Annotated in this window: 12 protein-coding genes; 7 read left to right on the plus strand and 5 right to left on the minus strand. The window is 37.5% G+C overall.

From position 1 onward, the window contains the following. The first annotated feature begins 71 nt into the window (after positions 1-71). The gene (locus PL9631_RS12560; protein WP_083620759.1) at positions 72-917 is read left to right on the plus strand and encodes an alpha/beta fold hydrolase; all 846 of its coding nucleotides are present in this window, start codon (positions 72-74) and stop codon (positions 915-917) included. Between the two features lie 233 nt (positions 918-1,150). On the opposite strand, the gene PL9631_RS12565 is transcribed toward PL9631_RS12560, so the two are convergent. Beyond that, positions 1,151-1,735, minus strand: coding sequence for a DUF1997 domain-containing protein (locus PL9631_RS12565; protein WP_083620761.1), 585 nt, complete (start codon positions 1,733-1,735; stop codon positions 1,151-1,153). Between the two features lie 215 nt (positions 1,736-1,950). Between PL9631_RS12565 and pheA the strand changes: the two genes are divergently transcribed. Both pheA and PL9631_RS12575 read left to right on the plus strand, forming a co-directional pair. Continuing rightward, entirely contained in the window at positions 1,951-2,793 is an 843-nt protein-coding gene (pheA, locus tag PL9631_RS12570; RefSeq protein ID WP_083620762.1) for a prephenate dehydratase, read from the plus strand. Between the two features lie 89 nt (positions 2,794-2,882). Next, positions 2,883-4,271, plus strand: coding sequence for a hypothetical protein (locus PL9631_RS12575; protein ID WP_083620916.1), 1,389 nt, complete (start codon positions 2,883-2,885; stop codon positions 4,269-4,271). Positions 4,272-4,417: 146 nt separating this feature from the next. Here the strand turns inward: PL9631_RS12575 and PL9631_RS12580 are convergent, their stop codons facing one another. The 3 genes from PL9631_RS12580 to PL9631_RS12590 form a co-directional block, all read right to left on the minus strand. Beyond that, positions 4,418-5,458 carry a hypothetical protein gene (locus PL9631_RS12580; RefSeq protein WP_156090555.1) on the minus strand — a complete coding sequence of 347 codons (1,041 nt, stop codon included), beginning with the start codon at positions 5,456-5,458 and terminating at the stop codon, positions 4,418-4,420. A gap of 444 nt (positions 5,459-5,902) precedes the next feature. Continuing rightward, positions 5,903-6,916: a S66 peptidase family protein gene (locus PL9631_RS12585; protein WP_197046358.1), complete on the minus strand. Its 1,014-nt coding sequence runs from the start codon at positions 6,914-6,916 to the stop codon at positions 5,903-5,905. A 9-nt stretch (positions 6,917-6,925) separates the two neighbouring features. Further along, positions 6,926-7,666, minus strand: a complete 741-nt coding sequence (locus PL9631_RS12590) for an HAD family hydrolase (RefSeq protein WP_083620767.1) — start codon at positions 7,664-7,666, stop codon at positions 6,926-6,928. Positions 7,667-7,780: 114 nt separating this feature from the next. Here PL9631_RS12590 and PL9631_RS12595 point away from each other — a divergent pair, with 114 nt between their 5' ends. Then, positions 7,781-8,548 carry a class I SAM-dependent methyltransferase gene (locus PL9631_RS12595; protein WP_083620768.1) on the plus strand — a complete coding sequence of 256 codons (768 nt, stop codon included), beginning with the start codon at positions 7,781-7,783 and terminating at the stop codon, positions 8,546-8,548. 39 nt (positions 8,549-8,587) lie between these two features. Here the strand turns inward: PL9631_RS12595 and PL9631_RS12600 are convergent, their stop codons facing one another. Next, on the minus strand, positions 8,588-10,417 hold the full coding sequence (locus PL9631_RS12600) for a CBS domain-containing protein (protein WP_083620770.1): 1,830 nt from the start codon (positions 10,415-10,417) through the stop codon (positions 8,588-8,590). 103 nt (positions 10,418-10,520) lie between these two features. Between PL9631_RS12600 and PL9631_RS12605 the strand changes: the two genes are divergently transcribed. From PL9631_RS12605 to PL9631_RS12615, 3 genes are all read left to right on the plus strand, one after another. After that, positions 10,521-11,174, plus strand: coding sequence for a methyltransferase domain-containing protein (locus PL9631_RS12605; RefSeq protein WP_197046365.1), 654 nt, complete (start codon positions 10,521-10,523; stop codon positions 11,172-11,174). A gap of 69 nt (positions 11,175-11,243) precedes the next feature. After that, positions 11,244-11,927 (plus strand): HEAT repeat domain-containing protein, encoded by a 684-nt coding sequence (locus PL9631_RS12610; protein ID WP_083620771.1) that lies wholly within the window; start codon positions 11,244-11,246, stop codon positions 11,925-11,927. A 123-nt stretch (positions 11,928-12,050) separates the two neighbouring features. Continuing rightward, positions 12,051-13,355, plus strand: coding sequence for an LCP family protein (locus tag PL9631_RS12615; RefSeq protein WP_083620773.1), 1,305 nt, complete (start codon positions 12,051-12,053; stop codon positions 13,353-13,355). Positions 13,356-13,371 lie beyond the last annotated feature (16 nt).

Consider the following 13,371-nt stretch of genomic DNA (forward strand, 5'->3'; position numbering starts at 1 on the left):
CCCATTCTCCCCCTGTTCCCTGTTCCCTGTTCCCTGTTCCCTGTTCCCTATTCCCTATTCCCTACCATATTATGTCAATTACTAAAAACGAGATTAAAGTTGGGTCTTTAGATTGGTTTTATCGGGAAACAAATCCCGAAACAAATGATAAAATTCCGGTGATATTTTTGCATGGATTAGTGTCTCAGAGTTATAGTTGGTTAGTGATTTTAGATGAATTAGAAAAACAGGGATATAAAGCGATCGCACCGGACTGGATAGGTTCTGGATATTCAGGAAAACCGGATAAACGGGATTTTGCCTATACTCCCGATGCCTTTATTCAAGGGTTAGGGGGATTTTTAGAACAATTAAAAATAGAAAAATTTTATTTAGTTGTTCAAGGATTTTTAGGTTCGGTTGGATTACAATATGCCCTGCGTTATCCTGAACAAATTGAAAAACTAATTATTCTGAATACCCCTATTTCCACATCAGCTAAACTCCCTTGGAAATTACAACAAATGGCGTTACCTTTTGTGGGAGATATGATCACTCAAGATCCATTATTAGTGGATAGAACTTTAGAAGGAGGCAGTAAATATGTGATTGAGGATAAAGTTTTAGAAGTTTATCGCAGTCCGTTTTTAAAAGCCTCTGCTGCGGGGCGATCGCTCTTAGCAACCTTAAAAAATTTACGCTTAAAAGAAGCGATGACGGAAATAGAATCAGGGTTCAAAAATTGGGATCGCCCAACTCAAATTATTTGGGGATTAATTGATCCTTGGTTGAATTTTGCCGATGTAGAAACCTTTGCCAAAGGGATATCTGATATTGAAATTGTCACCTTAGAAAAAGCTGGACATTATCCCCAAGAACATTGGCCCCAAGAAATTAGTGAAGCCTTAATCTTATTTCTGCGAAAAACAGTAGTATAGCAGGCAAGAGGGAACAGCTATCCCTCTTTTATTACTCCAGGGAAAGTAAAAACTAGGAAACCAGAAAAGTGGGGAAAGTATCCATAAATTGGATTAATTCATAATGGGGAATTAGATTGGGAAAAAATAACTCTAATAATTCCCCAAAAAACGTCTAAATTAACTCTTTAAATAATCGATTATGTTCAATAATCCGTTCTGAATTTTCAGTGATTTTAATTCCGATTTAATCCTTAACATTCAGCATTTGAAACCTGAATAATAGATTGCGGTTGGGGAACTAAAGCCCCTAATTGTTCAGCAGACCAATGGGCATAATCTGATAATAAATTATGAACTAATCGGTGTTTAACGGTCATTAATACACTTTTTAATAATCCGTTTCCTGTTGTTTCTAAAATCGCTTGGGGCGTTAACCATAAGGGCGGGGGAAGTTCGACTTTAACTTGTAAATCAGCTTGACCTTTTAAATGGGTAATTCCTTGCAATTCAACCGGATATAATTTTCCGACTAAATTTAGTGCAAACCGTTGATTAATATATTCAATTCCGCGAATTTCACACCCGACGGATTTTAAGTTGAGAGTACCATCGGACTGTATCCACAGTTTCAAGTCTACCGTTGGTTGTAAACTAAACATCATAAACTGCAAAGGACGCATTTTTAAGCGGTAAATATCCTCTGTTAAGGCATCTAAACGAGTGGGATCAACTAACGCCTTTACCAAGCGTTTCGGTTGACGCAGATAATGGTGAATTAAAGTTGGCTCTGGTATGGCCATTTCAACGGTTTGGGAGGCTTGAAAGTGGGTATACATGGAAAATTATAAAAATTTACTAATTTCAATCTATCTTAATAAAATTTAAGAATTTTTCAACCTATTTTCATCAATCAAGAGTCAGGATCAAGAATAATGACCTGTACTTCCTGAAAAATAGGGAGTCTTTTGATCATAAGGGTAACGTTGATGAGAATAATATAAATAATTGTAACGTCCCTTGCTATCCATTTATTCTTTACGGAACTAAAATTATGACTGTTTCTATTGCCCATCTTGGCCCATCGGGGACTTATGCAGAAGCCGCTGCCTTGGCCTATGCTCAATATCTCACTCGAAAAACCGGGGAAGAAACCATGTTATGCCCCTGTTCAAGTATTAGTCAAACTTTATGGACAGTGGCGAAAGGAGATGCCAATATTGGGGTAGTTCCTGTTGAAAATTCCATTGAAGGCAGTGTTACGATGACCCTCGATACATTATGGCAAATTGGCTGTCTTCAAATTCAACAGGCGTTAATTCTTCCGATCGCCCATGCGTTGATTTCTCAAGCAGAAAATTTTGCTAATATTCAAGTAGTTTATTCCCATCCCCAGGCCCTAGCTCAGTGTCAGGGATGGTTAGAAAAACATCTTTCTGATGTGCCATTAATTGCTAAAAATTCAACTACAGAAGCCTTACAATCCGTTAGAGATGAAACTCATTCAGCCGCGATCGCCTCTTTAAGAGCAGCAGAATTATATCAATTACCTGTTCTTGCCCATCCTATTAATGATTATCCCGATAATTGTACCCGATTTTGGGTGGTTAGTCTGCAACCTTCAGGATCGGGAAAATATACTTCTTTAGGCTTTAGTGTTCCGGCAAATGTTCCGGGAGCATTAGCAAAACCTTTAGCAATTTTTGCCGATAGGGGGATTAATTTAAGTCGGATTGAATCCCGTCCTAGTAAGCGCTCCTTGGGAGATTATTTGTTTTTTATGGATTTGGAAGCCGATAGTCATGAACCCTCGGTACAATTAGCTCTAGCGGAATTAAAAACCTTTACCGAAACCCTCAAAGTTTTTGGCAGTTACACCCTATTAAATATCGATTAATTTTGATTCGGAAAATGGATCATCAGGCTTGTAGGATGGGTAAGAACTACTCGGGCTTTTTACCCAATCTACTAATTTTTAAATATTCTATGGATATTTTTTTTGGCAGTATTCCCAGTATTCCTGATTTGACCCATCCTAATGAATTAATAGAATTGGGGTCAATAGTAATTAAAACCCTGACTCAATTGGCTATTTTTTTAATCGCCATCGGTGTGATATTATCCCTAATTAATTGGTCAGTGAAAAGACCAGGGTATTCCATTTCTATTCCTACTATTAAAACCGCCTTAGAACAATATCTTAAATGGATGCAAACCTTACCCCATTTAATTCTAATTGTTCTGGTAATTACCAGTGGATTTTTTTTCTGTTCTACCTTAGCTAATCGCTATCATAATTGGGAACAACAACGCATTACTCAAATTGCCACCACCGTCGCGGGAGAACGCTTAGAACAAACAGCGCCTAAAATTCGGTATGAAATTGAAGAAGCTTTTACCGATTATCGATATGTTGATGGAAATACCGTTGAAGTTAAAAGTACCCGCATTGTACCCCGTTGGATGACCTTAGCGGGATCACAAATTCAGGTTAAAATTAATCAAACTACGAGTCCCGATACCAAGCAATGGATTTATAGTATTGACTTTGCGGGAGAATATCAAGTTAAAAATCAACTCAAAGGTGTCTCGGATTTTTTCTTTGAAGTTCCCCCACCCTATGGTTATTTATTATTACAGGATTTCCAAGTTGAACAAAATGGAAAACCCCTAGTTCAAGTCAACCCTGGAGATTATGGATTTCCCTTTAAATTATCCCCGGGAGAAACTACAAATTTCAAAGTTATCTATCAAGCTCAAGGTGCTCCCCGTTGGGTTTATCAACCGGGTGATCAATTATTATCCAATTTTAGCTTAAATGTTTTAGCTAATTTTCCCGATGCCGAATTTGCCGGGGCAGTGCCAACAGTTACAAAAGAAGGTAAAGAAAATCGACAACTTTCTTGGATTTATGAAGGCAATATTTCCGTGAGAAATCCTTTAGGCATATTTACCGCCACCGACCCCATTCGTAATACAGGTGTTATCCCGCGATTATTACTATTAGCTCCAGCGATCTTTTTATGGTGGATAATTTTATTGTATCTGTCTTTACCCCTAACTTTTCGAGATGTTGCCATTGTCGCGGGACTATTTTTTGCCTGTTTATTAACCCTAACCTATGGTAGTCGTTTGATTGATGCTAAACTAGCTTGGATGCTTATTTCTCCGGTCTTGTTATTAGCAGTTTGGGGATTAGGGAAAAACCGTCAAGGATCTTGGGTAGCAATTATTTGTACAATTTCTGGGGGAATATTACCTATATTTGGGTTATTAGTTCCCTATAGTGGGATTACGTTAAGTTTAGCTGGGTTGTTATCAGGAATTTGGTTAGCATTTCAACATTGGTATGAACTAGGCCAGCGTAAAATTTAACTGTAAATAAGAAACCGGGTTTTTTGCCATGGTCTATAGGTTGAAATCACAATTTGATTTTTAAAAAACCCGGTTTCTGTGATTTTTCGCCATGGTCTATAGGTTTAAATCAAAAATTAATTCTTCAAAAAACCGGGTTTCTGTGATTATACAGTTTGCACAACCTGATCAGAAAATATTTCCGCTAATACGTGAAGATAGGGAGAAAAGACGGCAAAATTTTGAGGAAGTAACCGATTTTCCAATGCTTCTGACATGGCATCTAACATATCCTGAATTAATTTCCAACTGATGTGCAGCCGAGGATATAAAATCACACACATGGGGAATAATTCTCGTTGGATGGGACGTAAACTATTCTCTAAGACACACCAACATAGGTAAATTTCAAATAACTCAATATCACGGGTAGTAGAGTATTGCAGGATATGATTTTTGACGTTCCCGCTAACACTGCAATACCCAGGATTTAAGTCATGTACTTTGTGGTAAACTTGGTTAGCAATAGTTGTGAAGATGGGGAGTAATTGTTGAACAGCAATTAAAGCAGGAGAATCCGATAAATGTTTTCCAGCTAAATCATTAACTTCCCCTAGGGGAGAATATAAATAATCCTCTAAAGTTTTGAAGTAAAGAAAGAAAACAGTTCTTTCTTTCATCGACATCCACTCCAGCAACATTCTGCCCATATAGTGGAATTGCAACTGGACTAAAACCAACATTAAGGGTTCAGTTTCTGAATATTTTCGACGCAGTTTGACTGCCTCTCTCCCCAGAGATACGGATAGACGAAAAGGGTATTCATATTGAGCGAAAACTTCCAAGGCTTGATGATACAAATTAGAGACATCTTGAATCAGCGTGTCTGTTTCCTCTAACCGTAGTTTATTTACAGGATAACGATTCCATTCAATCCCTAAAAGGGTTCCTACTTTATTCCAAGCCAGTGTTCCTAATAGGCTTAGATTTTTCGTTAACTCTGCAACTGTCCGAGAACGATCCTCATCAAACTCAGTAACATCAACTTCATGATTTTCCAAGAAAAAATGATTGGAAGTCCGAGGGCTATGAGCAGCAGCTTTAGCATAGTATTTCTGCGCCCATTGCACCGCCATTCTTGTCATTTCCGCTCTATTAACGGAACTAGGTAAGGAGGTCTGTTGTTGTTGAGATTGGGAGGACATCATAAAAGTTCGGTTCCTTGGTAGCGAGGTTCATTAGAGGATTTAGGAATAGATTAGCAAAAGCAGAATTGCGAGAATTGTAATTAACTAAATTCTACGGTTTACAGTCTGGCTTAAGTGTAGTCAACTTAACCCAAAATGTCTGCCCATTTTTATAAAGACTTTCTATACTTTGTTGAAAGATTTTAAATATATTAAATTTTTACCACAAACCTGGTATTTTAAGATACAAAACTCAATCCTATGATTGAGAAAGTTTAACGCCTGTTTAAGAAACTTGTAGTTTTTTGATCAAAAGTGTTGAAAATTCTGATCAAAAAGCGAACAGGGAATACCGAAGCCGAGGGCAGAAAATCCAATAACTTTATATTTGTAGTGACAACGGAATATTCTCGATTTTAATTTTAGCCGAATACGTGTAATAATTAATACATTTTTGATTTTATATTATCGTGAAATTACAGCATTTTCTAGCATTATAATCGTTCCTTGTTCAGTATCAATTTTTACTTCTATTCCTAAAGGAATAGTAAACTGATCTCGAATATGACCGATCATCGAACCATACCAAGCCGGAATTTCTAACGGTTGAATTAGATCGGTTAATACTTGCCATAAGGTTAAAGAAGGTTCATTTCCCTCCCCTTTAGTGCAAGCGGTACATTGACTAAAAATGAACCCGGAAATTTGATCTAAAATTCCGGCTAATTTTAAATGGGTTAACATTCGATCAACTCGGTAAATATCCTCGCCAATATCTTCTACAAATAGGATTGTATTCTGCCAGTTGGGTAAATATTTAGAACCGACTAAAGCCGATAAAACCGATAGATTTCCTCCGATTAACCGCCCTTGGGCTTGACCTGGATAAATAGTTTCAACCCGAACATCGGCAGAATTTTGAAAGGTTATGGCTTGTCCTTCAAATAGGATTTTTTTCAGCCAACTTACCGAATAGGCATTCCAGAGGGAAGTTCCTAATAATCCATGAAACGTAACTAATCCGGTTTGACTTTGTAATCCTAATAATAAGGCGGTTATATCACTATAACCCAGAAAAATTTTAGGGTTTTTACGAATTAAATCATAATCTAATAAGGGTAAAATTCGACCGCTTCCCCAACCGCCACCCGTAGCAATAATGCCCTTAATATTAGGGTCAGCAAACATTTGATTAATGTCTGATGCCCGTTGTTGATCGGTTCCGGCTAAATAGCCATATTCACTCATAACATGGGGGGCAACTTTAACCGCTAGTTCCTGTTGTCCTAATTGCAGTTGAATCCACTTTAAATGTTCTTTTAAAATCGGGCTGGCGGGAGTTACTAACCCCACCGTATCTCCTGGTTTTAAAGCGTTAGGTTTCAGTAACCTTTGAACTGATGAAGATTGAGCAAAAATAGGAAACTGAGTAGCCATTCCGGTTAAGGTTAACCCGGTTAAAAAATTACGACGATTCATAATCAGTTATTAGTAATCTGAATTGAGAATGTGAGCAATTAATTCTTCAACCCCCGATCCCCGACTATTTTTTGTGACCCAATTAACCCTTTTTTTGACTTCAGGTAAAGCGTTAGCAACGGCTACCGAATAACCACATTGTTCTAAAAAATCACAATCATTTTCCGCATCCCCAACCCCTACAATTTTGTCTGGGGATAGGTTTATGAATTCAGAAAGAGCCTTCAACCCCGACGCTTTATTAATCCCTTCGGGTAGGAGCATCACGGCTCCTTTATTAGCAATAATTTTAAGATTAACTCCTAACTCTTGAATAGTTTTTTTTGTGATTTCCAAATAGGCTTCCCAAGTGGCAATAATCACTCGTCCAACCCCTAATGTTTCTAAGGCTTGGGTTTGAACAATTTGGGAAAATTCCTCTGGAATACCTGAGTTTTGTGATTGTTGTTGTTTTTGGTAAATGCGATCGCGCAAGCAGCTTATAAACGCTTCCGAAGGGCGCTCCGCTAATATTTTTTCTACCTGAGTCGAGGGTTGATATAAAACCGCCCCATTTTCTGCAATCACCCAATCAAACATAAGAATTATAGGAGCATGATCAATTAAGTTATCCAATTGTCTTCCAGTAATTAAGATTAACTTTCTTCCCGACTCCCGCCAGAGTTCTAAAGATTTTGAGGTAGACTCCTGGACGATTCCATCCGTTGCTAAGGTTCCATCAAAATCCGTTGCTAAAGCTAAATATTTCATGGTTTTAAAAAATAAATATGACCTTGTATTCTTCCACAAGGTTTATTATAATCTTTAATATAACAGCTAGAAGTATTATTTCTGTGCCCTGTTCCCAGATTTGGATTAAATAATATGACTCAAAAACAATGGTACGAATCCCTGTTCGAGAATTACGGACAAAAATATGATTCCGAGAATTTTACACAAGGGACAATGGGTGAGTGCGATTTCATAGAAAAAGAACTTGGATTTAATAAGTCCTTAAAAATATTAGATGTGGGCTGTGGTACAGGAAGACATACAATTGAACTGACAAAGCGGGGATATTCTGTTACTGGAATTGATTTATCCGAATCCCAGCTTAAAAGGGCAAAGGATAAAACAAAAAGTGAAAATTTGATCATTGATTTTCAGCAGCAGGATGCCAGAAATTTGACATTCAATAATGAATTTGATGTAGCGATAATGCTTTGCGAAGGAGGATTTTCGCTCATGGAAACTGATGAAATGAACTTTGAAATCCTGAAAAATGTCACCCGCTCGTTAAAGACCAATGCTAAACTTATATTCACAACTTTAAGTGGATTGTTCCCATTATATCATTCACTAGAGCAATTCTATGAATCAAAAACGGAAGCCGGAAATTCTACCTGCAAAAGCAATAGTTTTGACTTGATGACATTCCGAGAGCATAACATAACGGAATTTGAAGATGACCTGGGAAACAAGAAATCTCTTGTCTGTAATGAAAGGTGTTATGTGCCGAGCGAAATTACCTGGTTACTTAAATCTCTTGGTTACAGCAGGATAGATATTTATGGTGCCAAGCTGGGTGCATTTTCCAGAAATGACAGATTAACAACGGTCGATTTTGAGATGCTTGTTATTGCTGAAAAATAATTTTGTAACTTGTCCCTACTCGCTCAATCAGAACTGAACTTAACAGGGAAATTCAATCGTAAAAGTGGTAAAATTTTGGATACTTTTAACTTGAACTGTTCCGCCTAATTGTGCAACTAACTTTTGCACTAATGCTAACCCTAACCCTGTTCCCCCTTGCTTCCAGGGGTCTGCATTCGGAACTCGATAGAACTTTTCAAAAATTCGGGGAAGTTCTTCTTCGGGAATTTCGGCTTGGTTGCGAATCACAATTTGTAAGGTATCGGAAATTGGGGGAGAAGTCAGAGGAATATCTTGTTTGTTTTTTTTGCGTTTATTTTTAGATTCTGACGTTAATTCTTGCCAGTTAGACAAACCCTGATAATGAATTCCTAGGAAAATTTCGCCCCCATTGGGTGTATATTTACAGGCATTATTTAACAGTTCAGCGAGAACTCGTTCTAAACTATTACAATTAGTTTTTATGGCTTTTAGATAAGGATAATAGGCGACATTTAATATCTGATTTCGCTGTTGAGTTCGAGAATAAAAAGGATTAATAATATTAGGTAACCATTCTAATAAATCTAAATTTTCCAGGGGAATAGGTGCGGCGGAAGATTCCAAACGTTGTAAATCTAATAAATCATTAATTAAATTAGTTTCTCGCATACATTCAGATTCTAATATTTCTAAATATTTTTTACCTCGTTCTGAATCGGGGACAATTTTTAACATATGAATTGCCATTTTCATATTAGCTAGAGGTGTGCGGAGTTCATGGGAAACCGTACTCAAAAAATCATCCTTGAGAATATTTAACTGTTGCAGTTCTTCCACCTTAGAAGTGCGTTCTTGAACTTGTCTTTCTAGTTCAGCATTCCGGCTTTTTAACAATTCTAATTTTTCCGTTTGCAATTGATGAACTGATTGTTGGAGTTGTTTAACCACCCGATACATTTCCGTCGGGTCAAGCATTCTTAATAAACTAACCTGTGTAATAATTCCTAATAACTCCCCTTCATCGCCACAAACAATTAGTCGTTGTACCTGTTGTTTTTGCATTTCTTGATGCGCCATCCACAGAGAATCATTAATTTTCAAAGAAAACGACAGATTTCTCATTACCGTTGTTGCATAAGTCGCCGTTAAATCTAATTCTAAAAATTGCGCCTCCACAATATCCTGTTCCGTAACTAATCCAATGGGGGTTAATTTTTTCTGAGTTCCAGCTTGAAAAATAACCACATAACTCGCTTGATGGGCGGTCATCATTTGCGCTAAACTTAATACGGATGTTGTGACTGGAGCCGTAATTACTTGGGTGATCATTTCATCTCCAACTCGTCGTAATCTTAAAATATTAGCGGGTTGTAAAACCTGACGAATTCTTTCTGGGGTAATCACTCCCACTAATTGACCTCGAATATCTAAAACGGGTAAATGTAAAATTTGATATTGCCGAAATAGGGATAAAGCTGTAAAAATATCTTGATCATCCGATTCTGTTAAACTAATAGAAATTGGAGACATGATTTCAGCGACTCGGATTTTATTAAGATTTTTTTTGATGACAGGATCTAAAATTTCTGTTGCCATTAACTGAACAATATCTCGTTCCGTGATTATTCCTACAACCGAAGCCATCTGAGGTTGTTCATCGGGAAGTATCGGAGTAATTTCTTCCGAGTCTTGATTAATAACTAAAACACAGCTTGCCCGAGATTCTTCTATTAAAGAACTACCGGGGTTTAAAAGACAATGATTTTGAGATTGACCTAGTATTTTGATCACATCTGCTAAACAAGTTTCTGGTGTTACAATAAATGGATTCCGATCAATGGCTTGTTCTAAAGCAGATGAATAACGCACAGACTGGTAAAATTCCATAACAATACTCTAAAAAGGTTCGTAGGAAGATGCACGAGATTTTTAACATTAAAAAATCAGCAAGTCTATAATTAGTTTAACTTAATTCAACAATAGGATGGTTATGATTGTATCCGTTAATGAAGGAAATTTTTGGGAAGAACGCTATCAACAGGGAACTACAGGCTGGGACTTAGGAGAACCTGCCTCGCCATTTGTTAGGTTTTTGCAATCTTCTGAGGCTCCACCCCCGGGAAAAACGGCGGTTTTAGGCTGTGGAAGGGGCTATGATGCCCTATTATTTGCTAGTTATGGGTTTGAGGTGATTGGGTTTGATTTTGCTACTTCTGCGATTAAAGACGCATTAAACCATCAACAATTATTAATTAATCAATCGTCAATTCTCAAGGGATCGGGAGAATATTTACCGACTTCAGCAAAATTTTTAAAACAGGATATTTTTGACTTACCCCAGGAGTTTTTAGGACAGTTTGATTATGTGATTGAACATACTTGTTTTTGTGCGATTTCCCCAGATCGACGCCCTAATTATGTCAATTTAGTTGAGTCAATTCTGAAACCCCAGGGGCAATTATTCGGATTATTTTTTACCCACTCCCGTGCCGGAGGGCCACCTTTTGGCATCACCCCGGCGGAGATTCGACAGTATTTTCAAGGGAAATTTCAGATTGTTTCCCTGCATCCGGTGACTGAATCAACCCCTAGCCGTCAAGGAGAAGAACATTGGGGACATTTTATGGTGCATCAAAAACTCTAGCCATTAATTCTGCAAATTTTTTCTAACCTGGCTATAATAAGTAAAGATTTAGTTAAACCTGATTTACAAATGAGTCAACCGTTGAATTTAGAAAATATTGCCCATCAGCTAGATAGCAAAAACTTACGCGATCGCTTATTAGGATTAGCTTCTTTGAGAAATGTTACTCCAGAGGATGCTGTTCCTTTAATTAAAAAAGTGCTAAATGATGAAAGTTTACAAGTCCGTTCTATGGCAATTTTTGCCCTGGGAATTAAACCTACGGAAGAATGCTATTTTCTGTTAGTGAAACTATTAGAAAATGACCCGGATTATGGGGTGAGAGCCGATGCAGCCGGAGCCCTGGGATATCTGGGAGATATTCGAGCATTTGAACCTTTAGTTAGAGCTTTTTATGAGGATACAGATTGGCTAGTTAGATTTAGTGCGGCGGTCTCCCTGGGAAACCTCAAAGATATTAGGGCTCGGGATGTTTTATTGGCTGCATTAGAAAGTGATGAAGTGATTTTACATCAAGCTGCAATTGCTGCGATCGGAGAAATTAAAGATGTGGAATCCGTTGATAAAATTCTGCGATTTGCTCAGGCGGAAGATTGGTTAGTGCGGCAACGTTTAGCAGAAGCTCTGGGCAATTTGGTTACACCTAAAAGCCTTTCTGCATTAAATTATTTAGCCAAAGATAGTCATTCTCAAGTCTCTGAATCCGCTAAGATTTCCATTGAGCGGCTACGGGAAGCGGGATTGCAAGTTTAAAGATTTGATTAACAGGGAATGGAGAATATCAAAGATGATGCAATTGTCTTGACAAATTAACCCAACTGTTAGACGATAGGATTCTAGTTTCTAGGTTTAAATAAAAGCTATCCTTAAATCAGCATGACTTCTCCATTCCCTTCTCGCAAAAAGCCTAAGATTCTGCAACTATTCTTTTTTAGTTTTATTATTTTATTCTTAGCTAGTACCTCGGCAATTTTGGGCGCGGTGACGGCTTTATTAACTCCTGAAAAATTTGATTTTACCGAACCAGAATCTAATATTTTAGATGGACTCTGGCAACATCGGTTTAAATATAGTTTATCTCGTCCCGTTAATATTTTAGTCCTGGGAATTGATGGAAGTCCAAATAGTTCCTCCTCGTCCCCCGATCTATTTAAAGGTCGCAGTGATACGGTTTTATTTGTAAATTTTCAACCCCAAGATAAATCAGTTAGTTTATTATCTATTCCCCGGGATACTCAAGTTGAAATTCCGGGTTATGGTACGGGAAAAATTAATGAAGCTAACTATTGGGGTGGGCCTAAATTAGCAAAAGAAGTGGTTCAAAATATTTTAAATAAAGTTCAAATTAACCGTTATATTCGAGTTAGTAGTGGCGCATTTCGAGAATTGGTTGATTTTTTGGGAGGAGTAGAAGTTTATATTCCCCAACCGATGTCCTATCAGGATAAAACCCAAAAATTAAATATTGATTTGGCTGCTGGTTGGCAAACAATTAATGGTGAACAGGCCGATCAATTTGTCAGGTTTCGCGGAGATGGTTATGGCGATTTAGGCCGGGTACAGCGTCAACAAGCCTTAATGGAAGCGATTTTAGTGCGGCTGAAAGATCCGACGGTTTTACCTCGTGTTCCTGAAATTATTCGGATTATGCAAAAATATATTGATACTAATTTAAGTTTTGAAGAAATTTTAACCTTAGTTAATTTTGGATTGAATCTGGAACCTCAGAACTTTAAAATGGTGATGTTACCCGGTCGTTCTAGTTCGGAGGAATATTCTAATAGTAGTTATTGGTTAATAGATGAGCGGGGACGCGATCGGGTTATGTATCAATATTTTAGATTAGATTCTACTGGATTTATTTTAAAAAGTGCCTACGAACCTTCTGCTTATGAAACTTTATCTAAGGATTTAAAAATTGCGATTCAAAATACTTCTAGTAATCCGAAAGCAGTGGATAAAATGTTAGATTTTTTATCCAATCAAGGGTTTAATCAAGTTTATTTAGTCCCGAGTGAATCTAATCAACAACTGAAAACCCAAATTATTGTTCAAGGAGGAGATTTAGGGGCGGCTAAACTCATGCAAAAAACCCTGGGTTTAGGTGAGCTTAAATCTTCGGCAACGGGTGATATGGGGTCGGATTTAACCATTAGGGTCGGGGAAGATTGGCTCAAATAAAATTACTCAAGGAAGA

The sequence above is a fragment of the Planktothrix paucivesiculata PCC 9631 genome, assembly GCF_900009265.2.
GTDB classification, from domain to species: domain Bacteria; phylum Cyanobacteriota; class Cyanobacteriia; order Cyanobacteriales; family Microcoleaceae; genus Planktothrix; species Planktothrix paucivesiculata.